Genomic DNA, 21,509 nt, shown 5'->3' with positions numbered 1-21,509 from the left:
AGCCTCAGCCTGCCAATGAGCAGAGGGGCCTGCTCGCCGCCTTGTTCGGGCGGAAGAAGTAGCTCACGAACGCCCATTGCACTAACAGTCGTGACTTACCAGCACATCAGGGCCTCTTCTGCGTTGTGCCTCAAGCGCAGAATGGGATCCGCACGACATTGTGCGGGGTGAATGCCACGCTACCAAGCCGGAAGACCGCTCACAGCGCCCTGAACTGATCGCACGGTCAGGAACGTAAGTTCCCGGAATCAAGCTGTCCGAGTGCGCTTGGTGATGTGTGCTCGGTACGCCGCTGCCGACTTCATGGCAACCGTCCCAGCTTCGGTCAGCTTCACGATCTCGGCCTTGGCGCGTCGTGCCGCCTGTGCGGTATAGGATGGCTTCAGCGTGACCTGAATGCGACTGGCAATGTGTCGCCGATAGACACCCGTCTGTCGTGGATTGATTGCGTTCTTCGCAACAAGCTGATCCAGTTGTTCATAGGCTCTCTGAGCCTCTGTCGGCGTGTAACTCTGCTTCTTCTCAAACATAGGAGTATCCTTTCGGTGATAAAGCGGCCCACGTGGGTACGGACATCGGGTATTTCCAGAGGAGGCTCCTATCAGAGGTAGGGAGACTATCGCTATGACGTCAATGGGAGGGCTCTATGCCTATGAAATACGTTATGCTCCGACTTGACGGCGGCGAGTTGCTCCCGCTGCTCTTTCCCGAGTTCATGCAGCACTCCCACATGGCCCAGTCAGTCCCAGCCACGGTGGTGAGCGCGGGTCACGTCCATCTGGAGGACGGGAAGATCATTGCTCGTGGTGCATCAAGCTCCCTGGATGTCTTCTCACGGGAAGAAGATTCCGGGATTATCCAAGCCTATCTTGACGGACAGAACGTCGTTCAGCAGGAGCTTTAATCCTCGGGAGAAGACCGGCTTTGATCTTATGGTCCAATTCCTTTGACAGCGCTAGCCTGCTCTGGTGCAATAGCCTTCCATTAGGGACCGGACATTGGCCACACAAAGCGCCTCAAGCCTTCAGGACCTTTTCCTGAAGCACCTTCGCGATAACAGAGTGGAGGTAACTATCTTTCTGGCAAATGGGATCAGGCTACAGGGCCAGATCAGATCGTTTGACAACTTCACGTTACAGCTTGTCCGAGGTAATGGGACGCAAGTCGTCTACAAGCATGCAATTTCTGCGATCAACCCAGCAGAGCCTGTTCAACTGATTGACCCCGTTTCAGTCGGGTGAATCAGCCCTTCTCAAACAGCGTTGAGGATACGGCTCAGATTCGTATCAGGGGCCACGCGGCCTCTCGGAGTAGCCTTTCCGCACACCTGCGACGTAAGAGTTGAGTCTGCTTCGGCACCTGACAGCCGACGTTCGTTGGGCGACCGGAAGGTGAGAGTTTGACCCAACGCAGCCTTTCAAGATTGCATCTTTAGGGTCTAGAGCAATGGTGGTTCTGATGGAGCCAGTGCGTCGCCGCTAATGCTTTGTTTCAGCACCACATTCCATGGCGAATCGTACTCCAATGGCAAGCTCGTTGCTCTAGTCCACCCAATCAGAATACTGATAAGCAGAGCTCAGTGCTGATCGGTAGGTGTAGAAACTAAGTTGGTGAACAGAGGCGTACTGGATTTTCGGAATGGAGAGTTCTTTAAACCGAGTTCGGCCAGGCATAGCGTCAGATGGTAGAGAGAACCCCTATCTAAGTAATTACACTACATGATGAATAGATTCCGGCAGAGCGGAGATCAGCGCGCACCTCGATTCAGATCGAAACAAAGTTCACATCGTAGTCTGGCCAGCGCCGTCGCGTATCCTCGGTGTCACCCATGGGCGTATCAATGAGTCCTCTTCTCGGAAACGCGCAATCGCATCGGCTTGGCTGAGGGTGATGTCGATATCGTCCCAGCCGTTCAGAAGCTTCGTCCGCCAGACAGGATCGATGACGAATGGAACCGAGATTCCTTTCACCGAGATCGTCTGCGCCTCGAGATCCACGGTCAGTTCCGCATGAGTCTCCTGGAGAAGCCCGATCAGCGCCTCACCGTCTCTCTCGCCCACTTTGGCAGGAAGAAGGCCGTTGTTGACGGAATTGGACGCGAAAATGTCGCCGAAACTCGGCGCGATCACGCAACGGACTCCATAATCCACAAGGGCGTAGACAGCGGCCTCGCGTGAGGAACCTGCCCCGAAATTACGCCTTGCTACGATGATCTGCGCGTTGCGATAGGGCGTCTGGTTGAGGGGGAAGTCGGCGATCTCCCTACCGCTGCTCGAGAAGCGCATGTCGTGAAGCAGGTAGCCGCCATAGCCTTCGGCTCGTGAGCGCTTCATGAAGCGGGCCGGGATCATCTGGTCGGTGTCGATATTGGCGTAGGGTAGGGGGCATGCCGGAGCGGTCAGGCACTGAAAGGGCTGCATCAGGAGCGCTCCTCGATCAGGCGCCGGACATCGGCGAGGGATCCGGTCACGGCGGCGGCCGCAACCATGGCTGGCGACATGAGATGGGTCCGTGCGCCGGGTCCCTGACGACCCTTGAAATTGCGGTTGGTGGTCGACGCGCAGCGCTCGCCGGGCTGCACGATGTCGCCGTTCATACCCACGCACATGGAGCAGCCTGACTCAACCCATTCGAGCCCGGCCTCCTTGAAGATCCGGTCGAGCCCTTCCGATTCCGCCTGCTGCTTCACCAGGGATGAGCCGGGCGAGACGAGGCCTGGCACCTTCGCCTTACGGCCGAAGAGCACCTGGGCCGCCGCCCGCAGATCCTCGATGCGGCTGTTTGTGCACGAGCCGATGAAGACGCGATCGATGGAAACGTCGGTCAGTTTCTGTCCCGGTCTTAGATCCATATAGGCCAATGCGTCCCGAATCTGGGCAGCCTTGCTCGGATCCGAGATTACCTCGGGATCCGGCACCGCCATCGTGATCGGCAGCGCATCCTCGGGGCTGACACCCCAGGTTACAACCGGAGCGATCTCGGAACCATTGAGGATGATCTCACGGTCGAACTCCGCATCCTCGTCGCTCTGCAACCGCAGCCAATCCTCCGCTGCACGCTCAAATTCGTCGCCCGCAGGCGCAAAGGGACGGCCACGCAAATAGGCGATCGTTGTCTCGTCGGGGGCGACCATGCCACAGCGCGCACCGGCTTCGATTGAGAGATTGCACAGTGTGAGCCGCCCCTCCATCGACAGCGCACGGATGGCGGAGCCCGCATATTCGACTGCATGTCCCTGCGCGCCGTCGGCACCAATGCGTGCAATGATCGAGAGGGCAATGTCCTTGGCGCCGATTCCGGGCGCCAGCGTTCCATCGACGGTGATGCGCATGCGCTTTGGCCTTCGCTGCCAGAGCGTCTGCGTCATCAGCACATGTGCGACCTCGGAGGCGCCGATGCCGAAACCCCATGCGCCGAAGGCGCCGTGCGTTGAGGTGTGGCTGTCGCCGCAGACGATGAGCAGGCCCGGAAGCGTCAAGCCCTGCTCGGGACCTACCACGTGGACGATGCCCTGGCGCGGATCGTTGAGTCCGAACAGCAACACGTCGTTCTCCAACGTGTTGCGTGCCAGCTGATCGATCATGTTCTGGATGGCCGGATCGATGCTGCGTCCGGAACGGCGCGTCGGCACATAGTGATCGGCGATGCCGAAGGTGAGTTCCGGGTGCGCAACCCTGGCGTCGCGCTCCGTCAGCTTATTGAAGGCATGGAACGAACCCTCGTGCACGAAGTGGCGATCAACCCAGAGCAGGGTCTGTCCGTCCTCCCGCGTCACGATCGCGTGGCTATCCCATAACTTGTCGAACAGGGTCCGCGGACCGGAGGGGCTTCCCGCCATATCGCTCTCCTGAATACGCTCTCATGTTCATGTCAGAGCATCGCCAGTATTTCCAAAGCGGCGGCTTGACGCAAGTGAAATGTCTTATAAGGTAGACAGATATCTGTCCTTTGCATCAGTCAACACTGTCGCAGATTGGAGCGGACGGCCTTGGTGGAAGCAGTCGAACCCCTCAAAGCGCGGCGTATCTATCTTCTCCTGCGCGAGCGCATTCTGAACGGAGCGCTGGAGTCCGGCTCCCGCCTGCCGGGGGAGCTTTCGATTGCAGCCGAATACGGGGTTTCGCGCGTGACGGTGCGGCGTGCGCTCGACACCCTGGCCGTCGACGGCCTCATCGACCGCCGCCCCGGTTCGGGAACCTTCGTCCGCGAAGGCAACTCGGTGCAGCCGATCGTGGCGGATCTCTCGAATGTGCTGTCCCATTTGGTCGAGATGGGTCGCCGGACCAGCGTGCGGCTTCTTTCCTTTGCCTATGTGAACCCGTCGGAGAGCGTTGCCGGCGCACTCGGGCTCGAGCCGACGGAGCGGGCGCAGCGCTCGATCCGCGTCCGTCTCATTGACGGCGCGCCTTTCTCCTATCTCGTGACCCACGTGCCGGAGCGCATCGGCGTCACCTATTCCGAGGCCGATCTCGCCTCGATGCCGCTCCTCGGGCTCTTGGAGCGATCAGGCATCGTGGTCGAGGAGGCGAGCCAGAGCATCGGCGCGACCTTGGCCGGACCGGACGTGGCCGAAGCTCTGGGGCTGGAGATCGGCTCGCCCCTTCTCTCGCTCACCCGTGTCGTGTGGGATCCGTCAGGCCAGGGCGTGGAGCATCTCCATGCCCTTTACAGGCCGGATCGGTATTCCTTCCACATGGACCTTGTGCGGACCGGCGCCGTCGGTGCCCGCCGATGGAATCCGGTGGCTAAGCCGTCCCCCAAAAGACCTGAACTGCAAGAGCGCAAAGCAAAGGGGCCGAAGAGCCTCGAGCCAAAGCCCCGACCGGTGCGGGTGTCCAACCAGAGGAGAACATAGACATGAAGAACATCATGCGCCCAACGCGTCGCTCCATCTTGCGAGCAGGTGCCGCTTCGGCGGCTGTGCTTGCCATGCCAGCTTACCTGCGCGCACAATCGCAATCCGTGAAGATTGGTATCCTGCAACCCGTCACAGGTGCGCTCGCCCAGGACGGTGAATTCGGCCGTATGGGCGCCGAAATGGCCATCAAGGAGATCAACGATTCCGGCGGCCTCAAGGGTCTCGGCGGCGCCAAGCTTGAGATGGTGTTTGGCGACGCCCGTTCAAACCCCGAGGCCGGCACCCAGGAGGTCGAGAAGATGCAGGCCGATGGTGTTGCGGCCATCGTTGGCGGATTCGCAAGCCCCATCTGCCTGGCTGCCACCCAGGCCGCAGCGCGCTATGACCTGCCATACATCGTCGATGTGGGCGTCAGCGATCCGATCGTGCAGCGCGGCCTTAAGAACACATTCCGCTTCGCCCCCGGCTTCGGTATCGTCACCGGATTCGCGCTCGACAATCTGGTCAAGCTGAACGACGGCGCCGGAAAACCGGCCAAGACGGTGGTGCTGGTACATGAGGACGGCCTGTTTGGCTCGGGTCTCGCCAAGCTCATGCAGGCGGAGCTGCCGAAGCGCGGCTTCGAAATTCTTGAGACCATCGCGCATCCGACCCCTGCACGCGACATGTCGAATGTCGCTCTGCGCATCCGTTCACTCAACCCGGATCTTGTGATCCCGTCGAGCTATTATGGTGAGTTCGTCCTGCTCGCGCGCACGATGCAGCAACAGCGTATCCGGCCCAAGGGCGTCTATGCCGTTCTCAATGGCGCGGCCTCGAACTACCGTTTCGTGAAGGAGTTTACGGAGGCATCCAACGGCATCATGGATTGCAACCACTGGTACGATCCGCGCAATCCCAAAGCCCTAGAACTCAAGAAGCAGGTCGAGGCACAGGGCAAGGTCTTCGCTTACAACGTGCCGCTGAACTATTCCTGCGTGAAGCTGCTGGCCGACGCGATCAACCGTGCCGGCTCGGCCGACCGCCCGAAGATCATCGAGGCGCTGAACACCTCGACCTTCAAGGACCACATCATGCCCTATAGCGAGACGAAGTTCGTCAACGGACAGAATATGGGCGCCGCGCCAGTCAACACGCAGGTGCAGGGCAACGACATCAAGGTGATCTTTCCCGATACCTTTGCGGACGCGAAGCCGCAGTTCCCCGTGACCGGCTAATCCTGAGCAATGGCCCTGGGGCGATATTCTCTCCCCAGGGCCTCTGAGGAGTGACTTCGACGATGTATTCACCCGCCATCATAGCGGAAGCCGTCGTAAACGGACTGATGGCAGGTGCCGTCTACGCGCTGATCGCGCTCGGCCTTACCCTGGTTTACGGTGTCCTTCACATCATCAACTTCGCCCATGGCGCGCTGCTCACCGCGGCTATGTTTGCCGTCTGGGTCGTGTATGAGGCCTTCGGTCTCGATCCTTATCTCGCCATCCTGCCGCTGACGCCTCTCTTCTTTGGGCTAGGCTATGCCGTTCAGCGCTTCGTGATCGGGCCGGCAAGCCATGGCAACGACAGCAACATCCTGCTCGTGACCCTCGGGCTTTCAATTGCGATTGAGAACGCCTTGCTCGCCGGATTTCGCTCGGATACGCGCACGCTCAACACCGATTACGGCTTTCAGGTCGTGGAATTCGGGCCGCTTCTACTCTCCAAGCCCCGTTTGATCGGGTTCGGAGCGGCAATATTGGTCACCGTGCTCCTGTGGCTTCTGCTCTCGCGCACAGATACCGGCAAGGCGATCCGGGCCGTTGCCAAGGAAAAGTTCGGTGCGAGCCTCGTCGGCATTGACGTCGCTCATGTCTATGCCGTGACGTTCGGGCTCGGATGCGCCTGCCTCGCCGTGGCGGCTTGCCTGCTCATGCCCACCTTCTACGTCAATCCGCGCATCGGGCAAGCTTTCGTGCTGGTCGCTTTTACGATCGTCGTGTTGGGCGGCATGGGATCGATCCCAGGTGCGCTCCTCGGCGGATTGTTCATCGGGGTCGTAGAGAGCCTCTGCGGGCTTTTCCTCGGGGATTCTCTCGGACAGATCGGCATTTTCCTCATCTTCATCCTGGTGCTGCTCGTACGGCCAACGGGAATGTTCGGAGCGAAGGCATGACATTCCGTGACATCGCCCCGATTGTCGTCCTGATCGCGCTCATAGCCTTTGTGCCGGCCTTCATCACGGCGAACACGGTTCTCAACTTCCTTGTTTTCACCCTCATCATCGCCCTCGCCGCGCAGGGGTGGAACATCTTAGGCGGCTTCGGCGGGCAGTTCTCGTTCGGCCATGCCGCCTTCTTCGGAACCGGCGCCTATGCGGCTGCGCTGCTCCAGGTTCGCCTCGGCATCAATCCCTGGGTCGCCTTCGCCATCGGAACGGTGGTGGGCGCGGCCGTCGGCTGGGTGATCGGATATCTGAGCTTCCGGTCGGGCCTTCGCGGTTCCTATTTCGCCCTGGTTACACTCGCTTTCGCCGAGGTGCTGCGCATTCTCGCCAATGCGGCGACCTTCACGGGCGGAGCTGCAGGTGTTCTGATCAAACTGGATGTGCGGCCCGGCAACTTCCAGTTCGAGAGCCGGGGCGCCTTCTTCTGGATTGCGCTGGCCCTCGTCGGCGCCGTGCTCCTCCTGACCCGCTGGATCGAGCGCTCGCGCTTCGGAGCACAACTCGTAGCCGTGCGCGAGAACGAGGCGGCGGCCAAGGCTCTCGGCGTCGATACGCTGCGGGTGAAGCTCGGGGCGATCACCGTATCCGGGGCTGTGACGGCGGCGGCCGGCGGCCTTTATGCCCAGTATTTCCTCTATGTGGATGCCAATATCGCCTACGGCACTTGGATTTCAGTGGAGGTGATCCTCGCTCCCATAGTCGGTGGCCTTGGAACTGTGTTTGGGCCACTGGTCGGCGCGGTGGCCCTGCACGGACTGGGCGAGATCACCAAGCTCGCGGCCGGCAGCGTTCCGGGCATCGATCTCATGGTTTTCGGCGGCCTTCTGGTTGCGGCCGTCGCGTTCGCTCCCGCGGGCATCCTCGGCCTGATGCGCCGCTCTGCCCGATCAAGAGGAGCCGCTCGCCATGCTTGAGGTGCAGAATGCGACCAAGCGCTTCGGTGGCCTCGTCGCCGTCAACCAGGCGTCCCTCAAGGTGGAGGCAGGCTCCATCACCGGCCTGATCGGCCCGAACGGTGCCGGAAAGACGACGCTATTCACCCTGATCTCCGGCTTCGAGAAGCCGAGCGAGGGGCGCGTGCTGTTCGAGGGGGAGGATATCAGCCGTGACGAGCCGCATGTGCGGGCCCGCCGTGGCATCGCCCGGACCTTCCAGATCGTGCAGCCTTTCGCGGGCCTTTCCGTCCTCGAGAATATCGCCGTGGGCGCGCACTTGCGCCATGCGAAGCGCAGCGATGCGTTGGCCAGTGCCGAGAGGGTAGGCCAGCGTGTCGGTCTCGGCCCCGAACTCGATAAATCGGCCTCTAGCCTGACGGTGGCGGGTCGCAAGCGGCTCGAACTCGCCCGCGCTCTCGCAACGGAGCCGAAGCTGCTGCTGCTCGACGAAGTGCTGGCAGGACTGAATCCTTCCGAGATCCGCGACATAATTCCCGTCATCCGGGCGATCCGTGACGAGGGCGTCACGATCCTCATGATCGAGCACGTCATGCAGGCCGTGATGAGTCTCTGCGAGCAGGTCTATGTGCTGGCGCAGGGCCGCATCATCGCCGAAGGGCCTCCCGCCGATGTCTGCGACGACCCGAAGGTCATCGAAGCTTATCTCGGGGCCGGCGCGGCCGAGCGCTTGAAGCGGGAGAAGGTCCATGCTTGAGGTCAGGGCTTTGAGAGCGGGCTATGGCGGCACGGAGGTACTGCGGGGCCTCAATCTGTCCGTCGGCGCCGGCGAGATCGTCGCGGTGCTGGGCTCCAATGGCGTGGGCAAGACGACGCTGAACAAGGTTCTCTCCGGTGTCCTGCGCGCGAACGATGGCGAGATTCGTTTCGACGGAAAGCTCCTCACCAGCGCATCCTCGGCGGACATCGTAGAGGCGGGCCTCATCCAGGTGCCGGAAGGCCGCAAGATCTTCCCGAACATGTCGGTGCGCGAGAATCTTGAGCTCGGCAGCTATCGGCGTGGGCGCAAGCGGCGGTCCAGCAATCTGGAACGCGTCTTCGACACTTTCCCGCGCCTGAGGGAGCGCAGCGGCCAGGCGGCCGGCACCTTGTCTGGCGGCGAGCAGCAGATGCTGGCGATTGGGCGCGGGATGATGGCGGAACCGCGCCTGCTCATCCTCGATGAGCCCTCGCTCGGCCTGTCACCGCTCCTCGTGGAGGAGATGTTCGCCCTGATCCGCCGTCTCAATGACGAGGGCCTGCCGATCCTCCTCGTCGAGCAGAATGTGGTGCAATCGCTCGAATGCGCCTCGCGCGCCTATATTTTGGAGAACGGAACCATCGCGCTGTCGGGATCGGCTGAGCAGGTCCGCAACGATCCTGAGCTCAAGCGCGCCTATCTCGGCATGTGACGGAGAAGACCTCATGACGATCGTCACGCAGAATGTCATTCCCGCATCCGTCCTTTTGCAGGACGGCCAGCCCGAATGGCTCCGACAATGGGGCAGCTTCGCGGCCCGGATCAAGTTTTCGGACCTGCCGGAGCCCGTGGTCGCGCGTACCAAGCTCGTGATCCTCGATTGCATCGGCGCCATCGCGGCCGGAATGCAGGAGCCCGAGATGCGCAGCCTCGTCGCGCGGCTCGGTGAGCGCGAGAGGACAGAAGGGCAGGTTCCGGTGATCGGAGCCGGGCGCCGCATGAGCGCACTGCTCGCAAGCCTACTCAACGGTACGGCGGGCACTATGCTAGAGCTGGACGAGGGCAATCAATATGCCCGCGGACATCCCGGAATCCATGTGGTCCCGGCGGCCTTGGCGGCGAGCGAGCGCCTTGCCGTTCCCGGCCCGGATCTGATCCTGGCGATCACCCTCGGCTATGAAATTGGGTCCCGCATCGGCATCGCGTCGAAACTGAGGGTGACCATGCATCCCCACGGCACGTGGGGCACGATCGGCGCTGCTCTGGCGGCGGCCCGGCTCGAAGGGGCAACGCCGGAGCAGATAATCGAGACCATCAACCTGGCCTCGAGCTTCGGCCTCTCTACGAGCCGGCGCACGATGCTGGAAGGCGGAACCGTTCGCAACACCTATGCGGGTTTCTCGAACCAGCTCGGTCTTTTGGCCTGGGAGCTGCAGGCTTCCGGCTTCATCGGGGAGACTGATGGTGTCGGGACCGTCTATGGCACCGTAATCGCTGAGAACTTTCAGCCGGACGAGATGGTACTAGAGCTCGGCGAGCGCTGGGAGATCGCCCGCAACTACTTCAAGCGGCATGCGGCCTGCCGCTATACGCACGGCGCCCTCGACGCGCTCGGCGAAATTACGCGCCAGCTGGGTGGCTCGATCAATCCGACCTCCATCGAGGCGATGGAGGTCGATACCTATGTCTGGGCGGCGCAGCTCGACTCGGCCGAACCCAAGAACATGCTCGCCGCAAAATTCTCCCTGCCGTTCGCACTCGCCACCTACATCGTCAATGGCGCCGCCGGCGTGCCGGCCTTCCGTGAAGAGGCCCAGGCGAATGCCGTCGCCCGCGATCTCGCACGCCGCGTCTCGGTGCGTGAGGATGCAGCGCTGACGGCGATGCTTCCGGGCCTGCGCCCAGCCCGGGTGCGGGTGCGCCTGAGGGACGGCCGGCAATTGGCGGCCGAGGTGCTCACCAACAAGGGCGATACGGAAGATCCGTACTCGCCCGAGGATGTTCGCGCCAAGTTCCGTGAGCTGGTGGAGCCCGTCTGGAGCGGCCCGCATGCGGAGCGCATCATGGACGAGGTCGACGCTATCGATGGCGCATCTGACATCCGCCAGCTTCTGGACCTTCTTGCACGCTCTCCCCAACATGGTTTTTCACAATGAGTTTTAGAGAACGGCTACTTCAGAACAAGATCGTCGTCGCCCCCGGCATCTACGATCCGCTGACCGCATCGATCGCAACGGAGGCCGGTTTCGAAGCGCTCTACCTGTCCGGCGCGGCGATCGCCTATACCCGCCTCGGTCGCCCCGATATCGGCTTGGTGTCCTTGAGCGAAGTCGCCGAGACCATTGCGCTGGTGCGTGACCGGGTGTCGACCCCGCTCGTGGTGGACGCGGATAACGGCTACGGCAATGCGCTCAACGTCCAGCGCACAGTGCGGATCTTCGAGCGGGCCGGCGCGTCAGCAATCCAGCTCGAGGATCAGAGCTTTCCCAAGCGCTGTGGCCATTTGCAGGATAAGTCGATTATTCCTGCCGATGAGATGGCCGGCAAGATCAAGGCAGCCGTGGATGCCCGCGCTTCCGAGAAAACCATCATCGTCGCCCGCACCGATGCGGTCGCCGTCGAGGGCTTTGAGCCGGCGATCGAGCGGGCCCGGCTTTATGCAGAGGCGGGGGCCGACGTGCTGTTCGTGGAGGCTCCCAGGTCCCGCGAGCAGCTCGCTGCGGTCACGTCCGCCCTCGGATCGTTGCGCCCGCTCCTCGCCAACATGGTCGAGGGTGGGGAGACGCCTCTGTCATCGGCGCATGACCTCGGCACACTCGGCTTCCGTCTCGTGATCTTCCCGGGCGGCATCGTGCGTGCCCTGGCCCGAACCGCGCAGGATTATTACCGCTCGCTTCAAACCCACGGCACCAACGAACCTTTCCGCGATCGCATGTTCGACTTTACGGCGCTGAACCGTCTTATCGGCACACCTGAAATGCTGGCGCTCGGCGAGCGCTATGGATCCTTCGACCGGGAGAATGGCCAATGAGTGCTATCGATCCCGTCACCCTGGCCGTCCTGAAAGGCCGCCTCGAGCAGATCGCAGACGAGATGGACGCAACCCTCTATCGCTCCGCATTCAACCCGATCATTGCGGAGGCCCGCGACGCCTGCCATGGGCTTTACCATCCCGTCACCGGAGCGACCCTTGTGCAGGGGACGAACGGGCTGCCCATCTTCGTCGGCGCAATGGCGTTTGCGGTGAAGGCCGTAATCGACAAGGTCGATAGGGAAGGGGGGCTGGAGCCAGGCGATACCTTCCTGTTCAACGATCCCTATGACGGCGGTACGCATCTGAATGATTTCCGCCTCGTGCGGCCGATCTTCCGGGACGGCAAGCTCTATTGCTGGCTCGCTTCCGTCGGCCACTGGCTCGATATCGGCGGCAACGTTCCGGGTGGCTTCAACGCGCAGGCGACCGAAAGCTTCCAGGAGGGCGTGCGCTTTCCGCCCGTCAAGTTCATGCGGGCAGGGGTGATGAACGAGGACATCCTGGCGATCCTCTCGGCAAATGCGCGCGTGCCGGTGTCGAATTTTGGCGATCTCAACGGCCAGATCAATGCTCTCGATCTCGGCGAGCGCCGCCTGACGGAACTTCTCGACGAATATGGCGATGCGACCGTCGCCACGGCTTTCGACGCCTTTTCGGATCGCGCGGAGGCGATGATGCGCGCCGCCGTCAGTGCGCTGCCGGACGGCACCTATTCGTTCGAAGATTACCTCGACAACGACGGCATCACCGATGAGCGGCTCACGATCGCCCTGGACCTGACCGTCTCCGGGGATTCCATGGTTCTGGACTTCTCACGCTCCTCCGCGCCCTGCGCCGGACCGCTCAACATCGCTTATTCCACGGCGGTCGCCTGTTGCTATGTGGCCCTCAAGCACGTCTTCACCGACGTTCCGGCCAATGCCGGCTGCCTGCGGCCGATCACTTTTGTCATTCCAAGCACGACGCTCCTTGGCGTCAAAGCGCCGAAGCCAGTCGGGGGATATACGGAGACGATCCTCCGCGTCATCGGCGTCGTCTTCGGCGCTTTGGCCAAGGCAGATCCGAGCCGTGCGACGGCCGGGCCGTTCGGCACGATCAATGCTCTTTCGCTGGCGGGGCACCGCGCCGACGGATCGCGGTGGGTAATGTTCTCGTTCTTCGGCGGAGGCCTCGGCGGCAACCCGGAGAGCGATGGCCTGAACCATGCCAACAATCCGATTTCGACGGCAACGATCCCGCCGGCGGAAATCTTGGAGGCCGCCTATCCGGTGATGTTCACCCAATGGGCGCTGCGGCCGGATTCCGCAGGAGCGGGAATCCATCGCGGCGGTGTCGGCGCGATCTACGAGATCGAGTCCTTGACGGATGCGGATGTGTTCCTCCTCGGCGAGCGCGGAAGGTTCGCGCCGTTCGGCGTGGCTGGTGGCCTGCCTGCGTCTTTGAACCAGTTCTTCTGGCAGACGGATGATGGCGAGCAGTCGCCGCCGATGGCTTCCAAGGTGGCGAACGTGAAGATCCGAGCAGGACAGCGCGTGCGCCTGGAATCACCTGGTGGGGGCGGGTGGGGCAATCCTCTGGAGCGTGACCCGCAGCGCGTCGCCCGTGACGTGCGGCTTGGCTATGTCAGTGCCGAGATGGCGGCGCGGGATTACGGCGTCGTGGTGACGGAAAATGGCGAAGTGGACGAGAGCGCGACCGTCGCTCTGGGAAAGGGAGCGGCCGCATGAACGCCGTCGTGGGAAAGATCGTCGGCGTGGATGTGGGCGGGACATTCACGGACTTGTTCTATTACGACGAGGATGCAGCCCGGTTCCGCACAGCAAAGGTTCCGTCGAACCGCGGCGACGAAGCCACTGGGTTTCTCGAAGGTCTGAAGACCTTCGGAGCTCTTGCACAGCTCGGCTCCATCGTGCACGGCACGACGGTGGGCACCAATGCCCTGCTGGAGCGCAAGGGTGCTCGGATCGGCCTCATCACCACACGCGGGTTCCGGGATGTGCTTGAGATGCGCCGGCGCGACCGCCGGAACACTTGGGGGCTCTGGGGGGATTTCGTTCCGGTCATTGATCGTGACCTGCGCCTCGAAGTGGGCGAACGCACGATGGCGGACGGAACCATCCGGGAGGAAATCAATTCGGACGAGGTCAAGGAGATCGCTCGGATATTGCTGGCGCGTGGCGCTGAGGCCCTCGCCATCGTCTTCATCAACGCTTATGCCAGTCCCGCGAACGAACTGAAGGCCCTCGCCGCGGCACGAGAGGTCTGGCCGAACGAAAACATCGAGTGCTCGGCTCAGATCCTGCCTGAAATCCGGGAGTTTGAGCGCACATCGACGACGGCGCTCAACGCCTATCTTCAGCCGGTGGTCGGCAGCTATCTCGGCAAGCTGAATCAGGCTCTGGCACAGGAGAAGTTCTCGGGCAAATTCCACATCGTTCAGTCGAACGGCGGTGTCATGTCCACCGCGACGGCCCGGCGCCTACCTGTGCGCACGGCCCTGTCTGGCCCCGCGGCAGGTGTGATTGCTGCAGCCGCTATTGCGAAAGCCGCAGGCTTTCCGGACGTGATCACAGGGGACCTCGGTGGAACCTCCTTCGACGTATCAATCGTGATCGACGGCGAGACGGCGCTTGCGGCACAGACCACGATCGATTTCGGCCTCGTTATCCGGACGCCCATGATCGAGATCACCACGATCGGAGCGGGCGGAGGTTCGATCGCCCGTGTGGATGCGGGCGGGCTACTCCAAGTCGGACCTGAGAGCGCGGGATCGCGCCCTGGGCCGGTGGCCTATGGGCAGGGCAACACGCGCCCGACTCTCACCGATGCCAATGTAGTGCTGGGGCGCATCAATGCTGAGCGCCCCATCGGCGGAAAGCTTGCACGTCTGGATGTCGAAGCCGCGAAGGCTGCCATCGCCAAGCACGTGGCGGAGCCGCTCGCGCTTGACCCCATGCAGGCGGCAGAGGCCATCGTGCGAGTTGCAAACGGTAGGATGGCCGGCGCTATCCGGCTGGTGTCCATTGAACGCGGACATGACCCCAGTCGCTTTGCCGCCGTGCCATTCGGTGGCGGGGGAGCCCTGCATGTGGGAGCGCTGATCAAGGATGTGGGCCTGAAGGCTGCGCTCGTGCCGCGCTATCCAGGCGTGACCTCGGCGCTCGGCTGTGTCATCGCGGATATCCGGCACGATCAGGTGCAGACCGTGAACCTGCTTCTCGACCAGCTCGACGACACGGCTCTCGATCAGCGCATGGTCGAGGAGGGGGAAGCCTCCCGCGCGGTTGTGGAGGAGGCCGGCCTTTCGGTCGAGCGGATCGACATCTTGTTCGGGCTCGACATGCATTATGTGGGCCAGACCCACACAGTTAGCGTTCCGCTTCACGTCTCGCTCCAGAACGGAACGACGGGAATTACTGCGTCCATCGTCCGGGAGGCTTTCGAGCGCGCCTACCAAGCCTCGTTCAGCCGCCTCCTGCCGGGGGTGCCTGCCAAGATTGTCAACCTGCGCACGGCCGCTGTGGGACGCAGGCCTCATTTCGACCTCTCGGCGCTCGCGCCCGAGGCTTCCGCGAGTCTGGAGAAGGCAAGGCTCGGCAGCCGGCCGGTCTGGTTCGACGGCGGCTGGCATGACACCGCGATCTATGCGCGCCTCGACCTGCCGATCGGCGCGGTCGTGCATGGGCCGGCCATTCTCGAGCAGCCTGACGCGACCACCGTTATCGATCCGGATCTCGTCGCGCGGGTTGACGATTTCGGCAACATCATCGTGGAGCGCGCCGTATGAGCGAAGCCGCCACCCCGGTGGAGCGCACGGCGCTCCTCATCGTCGATCTTCAGAACGACTTCCTCCATCCGGAGGGCGCCTATGGGCGGGCGGGGCAGGGGGCGCCGGAGATCGCAGCCCTTCCGGAACGAGTGAAGCCACTGGCTGACCTGTTGCGCGCCAAGGGCGGCCATGTCGTCTCGACGCAGTTCACACTGGTGCCGGCAAAAGGCGGTGAACTGCTTATCTCGCCTCATCTCAAGCAGCTTCGCCCCTTCCTCACGAATGGAGACTTCCAACCTGGCGCCTGGGGACATCAACTCGTAGATGTCCTGCAGCCGGCCGATCTGAGCGTCGAGAAGATCGCCTATTCGGCCTTCTACATGACCCGACTCGAATGGGTGCTGCGCAAGTGCGGCATCGAGCGGCTTCTCGTCTGCGGCATCGTCACCAATGGTGGCGTCGCATCGACCGTGCGTGATGCACATGTGCGCGACTTGGACACCGTTGTGCTCGAAGACGGGTGCGCGGCTTTCTCGCCTGCCGTGCATGCTACTGCCATCAATGGCTTGCGGCCGGTCTGCCGTGTCGCTTCCATTTCCGAGGTCATGAGAGAGATCGAAGGCGCATGAGCATTCTTTTGGCGGAGGGGATTGCCTTCGACGTGAAGGTGCCGATCGTCGTCATCGGTGCTGGCGCGGCGGGCCTCGTCGCAGCCTTGTCGGCCCGCGAGGCCGGACAGGATGTCCTGGTTCTCGAACGTGATGCCGTGCCGCGTGGCTCGACGGCTCTCTCGGCCGGATTGATCCCCGCTCCCGGCACCCGGTGGCAGAAAGCGGCCGGCATCGTCGACAGCCCGGAGCTGTTCGGTCGCGATATCGCCGCCAAGGCGAGCGGCGAGCCGGATCCTTTGCTCTTGAAGACGGTGACCGAGGCGATCGGACCGACAATCGAATGGCTTGCGGATCATCACGATCTGCCATTTTCCGTGATCGAGAATTTTCGCTATCCGGGACATACTGTCTGCCGGATGCACGGCCTGCCGACCCGGTCCGGTACGGAATTGGTCGACCGTCTGCGCGAGGCGGCAGACCGGGCGGGCGTCGATCTTCTCTGCGGTGCCCGTGTTACGTCCTTGTTCGCAGAACTGGACGGCCGTGTTGTGGGAGTGGAGGTCGAGCGCCCTGACCGCACAAAGGAGAGGATCGAGTGCGAAATGCTCATCCTCGCCTGCAATGGTTATGGCGGTAACAAGGATCTCGTACAGCGCCATATTCCGGAACTCGGCAACGCGCTTTACTTCGGCCACGAGAGCAATCAGGGCGATGCCCTGCTCTGGGGACAGGCGCTGGGGGCTGCCACGCGGCACCTGTCGGGTCACCAGGGGCATGGGTCGGTCGCGCATCCCCATGGCATTCTCATCACATGGGCGACGATCACGGAAGGCGGGTTTCAGGTGAACCTGCGCGGCGAGCGCTTCTCCGACGAAAGCCACGGGTATTCTGAGCAGGCGGCTGTCGTGCTGCGGCAACCGGAAGGAATTGCCTGGACAATTTTCGATGCGCGCATCGCCGGCATTGCCCGGCAGTTCGAGGATTTCCGTCAGGCAGAAGCGCTCGGCGCCATTCTGACAGCGGAAACCATCGAGGAGCTCGCGAGTAAGATGAGCCTTCCCATAGAAAGCCTGAAAGCAAACTTTGAGGAGGCCAATGCGCTGAAGCATGCCGGCGGATTAGACAGTTTCGGACGCAACTTCGCAGGCACGCCACCTCTGCAACCCCCGTATCATGCTGTGAGAGTTACCGGGGCGCTGTTCCACACCCAAGGCGGGCTTGTGGTCGACGGCAAAGCTCGTGTCATGCGCGAGAACGGAACGGCGCTGCCCAACCTCTTAGCTGTCGGAGGAGCAGCCTGCGGCGTCTCAGGTTCCAAGGCGGAAGGCTACCTATCCGGAAACGGACTTCTTTCAGCCGTCGCCTTGGGTCGCGTGGCCGGCCTCGCTACTGCCCGAGCAGGAACGATGTCGCATAAAATCAATTAGAAGGTCCTACACGTATGAGGTTCGCGCCGCGTAGGCGTTGTGCAGGTATAATACTGGATCGCTGTAACTGAGATGCTCATGGAGCAATCAATATAGGGAGCGAATGCCATACTAGTATGGTATGCAATGTCTCCTCTTTACATATAGTGTTGATTTAGTCGGGCATTGATCGGACTGCGTTAGCGTGATTCCATCCTCCTGTCGCTTTGAGGAGGGCAGGACGATGATGGGCTTCCAGACGGCTCCGGCGCAGCTCTTCTACGACTTCTGCCTTGACGACCATGTTCCCGCCGACCACCTGCTGCGCCACATCGACCGCTTCCTCGACCTGGAGAGCGTGCGCACGGCGCTCAAGCCCTTCTACAGCTCCATCGGACGGCCCTCGGTTGATCCCGAGTTGATGATGCGCATGCTCATCGTAGGATACTGCATGGGCCTACGCTCGGAGCAGCGCCTGTGCGAGGAGGTCCACCTCAACCTGGCCTACCGCTGGTTCTGTCGCCTTGGTCTTGAGGGCAAGGTGCCGGATCATTCCACCTTCTCACGCAACCGGCATGGTCGCTTCCGCCAGAGCAACATCCTGCGCCACCTGTTCGAAACCGTCGTCGAGCGGTGCTTGACAGAAGGACTGGTGGGCGGCGAAGGCTTCGCCGTGGATGCCAGTTTGACTGCGGCCGACGCCAACAAGCAGCGCTCGGTCCCAGGCGATGAGTGGCAGGCCAAGGAACACAACACCGACGCCAGCCGCGCCGTTGAGGAGTATCTGGCCACTCTTGATGATGACGCCTTCGGGGCCGCCAGTGAGGTCACGCCAAAGTTTGTCTCACCGTTAGACCCAGCAGCCCAATGGACAGGCGCTCACAAGGGGCATGCCTTCTTCGCTTATGCCACGAATTACCTGATCGATACCCAGCACGCGATCGTCCTGGATGCGGAGGCGACGCGCGCTATCCGTCAGGCGGAGGTCGGAGCTTCTCGCACCATGCTCGAGCGCACCGCTGAGCGGTTTGGGCTCAAGCCGGCAGCATCTGGCGGCAGACAGCGCCTATGGCTCGGCCGAGAACCTGGCCTGGCTGGTCAAGGAGAAGAAGATCGCGCCGCACATTCCGGTCTTCGACAAATCACAGCGCACTGACGGCACCTTCTCACGGTCCGACTTTGTCTATGGTCCGGAGCAGGACCACTACACCTGCCCGGGCGGCCAACGTCTGGTGCAGTACCGCCGCAACTTCACCACCCGGCGCTCAGGCGTCACCAAAGATGGCGTCCGGTTCTACCGGGCCAGGCAATCCGATTGTCAGAGATGTGACCTGAAGTCTCTCTGCTGTCCCAACACGCCCCGGCGTCGGATCCCACGCGATCTGGATGAGGATGCGCGCGATGTGGCCCGTGCTTTGGCGGGAACTCCGGCCTTCGAGCGCTCTCGTCATTCCCGCAAGAAGATCGAGATGCTGTTTGCCCACCTCAAACGCATCTTGAGACTGGTACGCCTAAGATTACGCGGGCCGAGTGGAGCCAGAGACGAGTTCCTGCTGGCGGCTACGGCTCAGAACCTGAGAAGGCTCGCCCAGCTGCGGCCCATGCCCACGTTCGCCGGGGCAGGAGCATGACGATGTGCCCCAACCAGCCCGGCCCCACCTCTGGAGCCCAGACGCTGAGCTGAACACGGCGATCCCGCAGCTCTGAAAAGCTCTCCGCAGACCGTCATCGCTCCCTCTGGCCGACTAAATCAACAAAATCGGCACGAGGCTGACCTTAGCTGTAGTTCCCCAATGCTGGGATGCGCTGACCTTCATTCGGACCCGTGCCGTTGGCGACTTTGTCTCATGATCGCTGTTCGGAGCGACCGTGCTGGAAATCTAAAGACCGCCTGCCAAGGAACCAGACATTCGTTTGTCGGTTTCCCGCACTTAACCGCGGGAAGGACGTCCAATGTTCCTACGTGTCGACAAGCTGCAAATCGATCTGCCAACCCCCAAGCGCCAGGACGCCAACGCCGCCGCGGCTCTCCAGGAGCTTTTGGGCGGCAAGTACGGGGAGATGTCGACCCTTGGGAACTACATGTTCCAGAGCTTCAACTTCCGCAGCAAGAGCAAGCTTCGCCCCTTCTACAGCCTGGTGGCTGCCATCACGGCCGAGGAGCTCGGCCACGTAGAGCTGGTCAGCAACGGCGTCGCGATGCTCAACAACGGGCCTGACAGCGATGCCGACGAGGAGGACGGCGGCGACATCTCCGAGGCCCCGTTCGAGGACATGAAGGACATCCGGCTTGCGGCAGCCTTCCTGTCAGGCGGTGGCGGCGCCATGCCGGTCAACAGCAACGGGCAGTCGTGGAACAACGACTTCATCACAACGACCGGCAATGTGGTGCTCGATCTCCTGCACAACTTCCATCTCGAGTGCGGCGCGAGGCTGCACAAGCTGCGCGTCTATGAAACCCTGACCGATCCGACCGGACGTGAGGTCTGCGGTTATCTCCTGGTCCGCGGCTCCGTTCATGCCCACGCCTATGCGCTGGCGCTGAAGAAGATCACGGGCGTCGAGATTGAGAAGATGCTGCCGACGCCCAACATTCCGCTCGGCAACATCCCGGAATGCCAGAAATACCTCGACGAAGGCTCGCACCGGCGCCTCTACACCTTCAGCCCTGACGACTACAAAGAGATGGCTGGGATCTGGGGCAACGGCGAGGTGGCTCTGCCTGACGATCCTCCGGGCGAGCTGACGGTGGTCGACGGCATGCCGGACGGGGGCAAGATCCAGCAACTCACCGGCGTTCCCTCGGCCTTCACACCGGACTACGCGCCTGAGGAGATGTTCGAGATCGCCACCAAGCTCTACAAGGCATCGCGCTAAACATCGGCAGGAAAGAGTTCAAGCTCTTTCCCGTTCTCCCGTGTCAGATCTGAAAGTCTCTACAGGTTTGTCACTGGAACTGCGGCTTCGACTGCTCTGAGCTCCGTATTTAGACCAAACCGCTGCCGGGCACGGGATGGTAACGCTTCCGGCCTCTGTTCTGCGCGATCGAATCGGCCGTTAAGCCTTATTCTTTTTGGCAAGGCTCGAAAGTCCCAAGGCTGTAGTTCCTCCCACCGCTAGAGGAGAGCTCGACGACATGGTGACACCCATGTGGATCTGTCCTCCAGTTGTCGATGGCCCTCTGCGAAATGAACACGTCGATCCCCAGCCTCGTCACCCAATGCATGCCTGTGCTCTCCGTACGGCCTACGTCATCCCAAGAGATCTGCATCCGAAAAGGCTCCCTCGCTGGAGGTCAGGAGGGAGCAGGATGCAGGGGAGTGGTGAAGGGGAGGTTGCCAAGGGTATAGGGATCGAAAAATGGCTCTATCGGCGCTCCGAACCGTGGCAAAGTTGCGCTTCTTGGAGGAAAGTTACCACCCGCTTCGGTCTCATCTGGCTGACAGTCTTGGCACTGCCAGCACTCGCCCTCTTGGCTTACCACATCATCCGTCTGTACCGCCGCTCAAAGGCGCGGCAAGCTCATTCTATCTGCAGCTCCTGCCAAATTGCGCGGCGGTTTTGACGCGGCTGCTGTGACCGAGCCGGAGCGCCCATGAAACAAGGGCCGCGCCTGGTCTTGTGACCATGTTCGTAGCCCTTGAACCCGTATTTGCCCCTACGGGAGCCTCCCCATACCTACATCGCCGGAGGTATACAACAAGCATATAAGCTTAGATTGGAATGCTTGTCCTATTCACAATGAAGATAGCGGGCACAATTCTTGTTTCTTATGTCGGCTATACGACAGACGGATGAGGTTTGACTGAGTACATGGACTGGACCGGCTTTGTTATATTTGCCCCTACGAGTCGGACCTTAGAGCGCCCCTCACAAGAGAGGGCGCTTTTCTTTTGCTCGCGCAGATGTTGTTCGCGATTGACCTGCCACTGAAGTTTCATCCAGCCGCCGTTAGAGCCCCGGCAGGTGATACGCCGTGTGGCGCGACGTGAGCAA

18 protein-coding genes and 1 pseudogene are annotated in these 21,509 nt (G+C 61.8%); 16 read left to right on the top strand and 3 right to left on the bottom strand.

What is annotated here, in order from left to right:
- Nucleotides 1-248 precede the first annotated feature (248 nt).
- Nucleotides 249-530 (bottom strand): hypothetical protein, encoded by a 282-nt coding sequence (locus tag JKL45_RS26205; RefSeq protein ID WP_201864743.1) that lies wholly within the window; start codon nt 528-530, stop codon nt 249-251.
- A 134-nt stretch (nt 531-664) separates the two neighbouring features.
- Between JKL45_RS26205 and JKL45_RS26200 the strand changes: the two genes are divergently transcribed.
- Together JKL45_RS26200 and hfq are read left to right on the top strand one after the other, a co-directional pair.
- Entirely contained in the window at nt 665-904 is a 240-nt protein-coding gene (locus JKL45_RS26200) for a hypothetical protein (RefSeq protein WP_201864742.1), read from the top strand.
- A gap of 94 nt (nt 905-998) precedes the next feature.
- A complete protein-coding gene (gene hfq, locus JKL45_RS26195; RefSeq protein WP_201864741.1) occupies nt 999-1,241 on the top strand; it encodes an RNA chaperone Hfq in 243 nt (80 codons plus the stop codon).
- Between the two features lie 540 nt (nt 1,242-1,781).
- Here the strand turns inward: hfq and leuD are convergent.
- The gene (gene leuD, locus JKL45_RS26190) at nt 1,782-2,420 is read right to left on the bottom strand and encodes a 3-isopropylmalate dehydratase small subunit (protein ID WP_201864740.1); all 639 of its coding nucleotides are present in this window, start codon (nt 2,418-2,420) and stop codon (nt 1,782-1,784) included.
- On the bottom strand, nt 2,420-3,838 hold the full coding sequence (gene leuC / locus JKL45_RS26185; protein ID WP_201864739.1) for a 3-isopropylmalate dehydratase large subunit: 1,419 nt from the start codon (nt 3,836-3,838) through the stop codon (nt 2,420-2,422). The genes leuD and leuC overlap by 1 nt, the downstream gene beginning before the upstream one ends.
- A 150-nt stretch (nt 3,839-3,988) precedes the next feature.
- Here leuC and JKL45_RS26180 point away from each other — a divergent pair, with 150 nt between their 5' ends.
- From JKL45_RS26180 to JKL45_RS26115, 14 genes and pseudogenes are all read left to right on the top strand, one after another.
- Entirely contained in the window at nt 3,989-4,855 is an 867-nt protein-coding gene (locus JKL45_RS26180) for a GntR family transcriptional regulator (RefSeq protein ID WP_201864738.1), read from the top strand.
- Between the two features lie 2 nt (nt 4,856-4,857).
- Nucleotides 4,858-6,075 carry an ABC transporter substrate-binding protein gene (locus tag JKL45_RS26175; protein WP_201864737.1) on the top strand — a complete coding sequence of 406 codons (1,218 nt, stop codon included), beginning with the start codon at nt 4,858-4,860 and terminating at the stop codon, nt 6,073-6,075.
- 62 nt (nt 6,076-6,137) lie between these two features.
- Entirely contained in the window at nt 6,138-7,010 is an 873-nt protein-coding gene (locus JKL45_RS26170) for a branched-chain amino acid ABC transporter permease (protein WP_201864736.1), read from the top strand.
- The gene (locus JKL45_RS26165) at nt 7,007-7,975 is read left to right on the top strand and encodes a branched-chain amino acid ABC transporter permease (protein WP_201864735.1); all 969 of its coding nucleotides are present in this window, start codon (nt 7,007-7,009) and stop codon (nt 7,973-7,975) included. The genes JKL45_RS26170 and JKL45_RS26165 overlap by 4 nt, the downstream gene beginning before the upstream one ends.
- Nucleotides 7,968-8,711, top strand: a complete 744-nt coding sequence (locus JKL45_RS26160; RefSeq protein WP_201864734.1) for an ABC transporter ATP-binding protein — start codon at nt 7,968-7,970, stop codon at nt 8,709-8,711. The genes JKL45_RS26165 and JKL45_RS26160 overlap by 8 nt, the downstream gene beginning before the upstream one ends.
- Nucleotides 8,704-9,405, top strand: coding sequence for an ABC transporter ATP-binding protein (locus JKL45_RS26155; protein ID WP_201864733.1), 702 nt, complete (start codon nt 8,704-8,706; stop codon nt 9,403-9,405). The genes JKL45_RS26160 and JKL45_RS26155 overlap by 8 nt, the downstream gene beginning before the upstream one ends.
- A 13-nt stretch (nt 9,406-9,418) precedes the next feature.
- Nucleotides 9,419-10,849 (top strand): MmgE/PrpD family protein, encoded by a 1,431-nt coding sequence (locus JKL45_RS26150; RefSeq protein ID WP_201864732.1) that lies wholly within the window; start codon nt 9,419-9,421, stop codon nt 10,847-10,849.
- Complete coding sequence (locus JKL45_RS26145) at nt 10,846-11,724, top strand: isocitrate lyase/PEP mutase family protein (protein WP_201864731.1); 879 nt, start codon at nt 10,846-10,848, stop codon at nt 11,722-11,724. Before JKL45_RS26150 ends, JKL45_RS26145 begins: the two co-directional genes overlap by 4 nt.
- Nucleotides 11,721-13,454, top strand: coding sequence for a hydantoinase B/oxoprolinase family protein (locus JKL45_RS26140; protein ID WP_201864730.1), 1,734 nt, complete (start codon nt 11,721-11,723; stop codon nt 13,452-13,454). The genes JKL45_RS26145 and JKL45_RS26140 overlap by 4 nt, the downstream gene beginning before the upstream one ends.
- Nucleotides 13,451-15,514 (top strand): hydantoinase/oxoprolinase family protein, encoded by a 2,064-nt coding sequence (locus JKL45_RS26135; RefSeq protein ID WP_201864729.1) that lies wholly within the window; start codon nt 13,451-13,453, stop codon nt 15,512-15,514. Before JKL45_RS26140 ends, JKL45_RS26135 begins: the two co-directional genes overlap by 4 nt.
- Nucleotides 15,511-16,125: a cysteine hydrolase family protein gene (locus JKL45_RS26130; RefSeq protein WP_201864728.1), complete on the top strand. Its 615-nt coding sequence runs from the start codon at nt 15,511-15,513 to the stop codon at nt 16,123-16,125. Before JKL45_RS26135 ends, JKL45_RS26130 begins: the two co-directional genes overlap by 4 nt.
- The gene (locus tag JKL45_RS26125) at nt 16,122-17,534 is read left to right on the top strand and encodes an FAD-dependent oxidoreductase (protein ID WP_201864727.1); all 1,413 of its coding nucleotides are present in this window, start codon (nt 16,122-16,124) and stop codon (nt 17,532-17,534) included. The genes JKL45_RS26130 and JKL45_RS26125 overlap by 4 nt, the downstream gene beginning before the upstream one ends.
- A gap of 223 nt (nt 17,535-17,757) precedes the next feature.
- A pseudogene (locus JKL45_RS26120) lies at nt 17,758-19,144 on the top strand (transposase).
- A gap of 322 nt (nt 19,145-19,466) precedes the next feature.
- Nucleotides 19,467-20,390, top strand: coding sequence for a manganese catalase family protein (locus tag JKL45_RS26115; RefSeq protein WP_201864726.1), 924 nt, complete (start codon nt 19,467-19,469; stop codon nt 20,388-20,390).
- Nucleotides 20,391-21,509: the final 1,119 nt, after the last annotated feature.

This window comes from Microvirga soli, from assembly GCF_016734765.1.
In the GTDB taxonomy this organism is placed as follows: domain Bacteria; phylum Pseudomonadota; class Alphaproteobacteria; order Rhizobiales; family Beijerinckiaceae; genus Microvirga; species Microvirga soli.
The sequence above is the reverse complement of the archived record's forward strand: the minus strand, read 5'-3'. Positions and strand labels throughout refer to the sequence as shown.

What these genes read in the sequence shown, in the direction of transcription:
- JKL45_RS26205 (WP_201864743.1), bottom strand. Translation starts at nt 530, where the DNA reads ATGTTTGAGAAGAAGCAGAGTTACACGCCGACAGAGGCTCAGAGAGCC.
- JKL45_RS26200 (WP_201864742.1), top strand. Translation starts at nt 665, where the DNA reads ATGCTCCGACTTGACGGCGGCGAGTTGCTCCCGCTGCTCTTTCCCGAG.
- leuD (WP_201864740.1), bottom strand. Translation starts at nt 2,420, where the DNA reads ATGCAGCCCTTTCAGTGCCTGACCGCTCCGGCATGCCCCCTACCCTAC.
- leuC (WP_201864739.1), bottom strand. Translation starts at nt 3,838, where the DNA reads ATGGCGGGAAGCCCCTCCGGTCCGCGGACCCTGTTCGACAAGTTATGG.
- JKL45_RS26175 (WP_201864737.1), top strand. Translation starts at nt 4,858, where the DNA reads ATGAAGAACATCATGCGCCCAACGCGTCGCTCCATCTTGCGAGCAGGT.
- JKL45_RS26170 (WP_201864736.1), top strand. Translation starts at nt 6,138, where the DNA reads ATGTATTCACCCGCCATCATAGCGGAAGCCGTCGTAAACGGACTGATG.
- JKL45_RS26165 (WP_201864735.1), top strand. Translation starts at nt 7,007, where the DNA reads ATGACATTCCGTGACATCGCCCCGATTGTCGTCCTGATCGCGCTCATA.
- JKL45_RS26160 (WP_201864734.1), top strand. Translation starts at nt 7,968, where the DNA reads ATGCTTGAGGTGCAGAATGCGACCAAGCGCTTCGGTGGCCTCGTCGCC.
- JKL45_RS26155 (WP_201864733.1), top strand. Translation starts at nt 8,704, where the DNA reads ATGCTTGAGGTCAGGGCTTTGAGAGCGGGCTATGGCGGCACGGAGGTA.
- JKL45_RS26150 (WP_201864732.1), top strand. Translation starts at nt 9,419, where the DNA reads ATGACGATCGTCACGCAGAATGTCATTCCCGCATCCGTCCTTTTGCAG.
- JKL45_RS26145 (WP_201864731.1), top strand. Translation starts at nt 10,846, where the DNA reads ATGAGTTTTAGAGAACGGCTACTTCAGAACAAGATCGTCGTCGCCCCC.
- JKL45_RS26140 (WP_201864730.1), top strand. Translation starts at nt 11,721, where the DNA reads ATGAGTGCTATCGATCCCGTCACCCTGGCCGTCCTGAAAGGCCGCCTC.
- JKL45_RS26135 (WP_201864729.1), top strand. Translation starts at nt 13,451, where the DNA reads ATGAACGCCGTCGTGGGAAAGATCGTCGGCGTGGATGTGGGCGGGACA.
- JKL45_RS26130 (WP_201864728.1), top strand. Translation starts at nt 15,511, where the DNA reads ATGAGCGAAGCCGCCACCCCGGTGGAGCGCACGGCGCTCCTCATCGTC.
- JKL45_RS26125 (WP_201864727.1), top strand. Translation starts at nt 16,122, where the DNA reads ATGAGCATTCTTTTGGCGGAGGGGATTGCCTTCGACGTGAAGGTGCCG.
- JKL45_RS26115 (WP_201864726.1), top strand. Translation starts at nt 19,467, where the DNA reads ATGTTCCTACGTGTCGACAAGCTGCAAATCGATCTGCCAACCCCCAAG.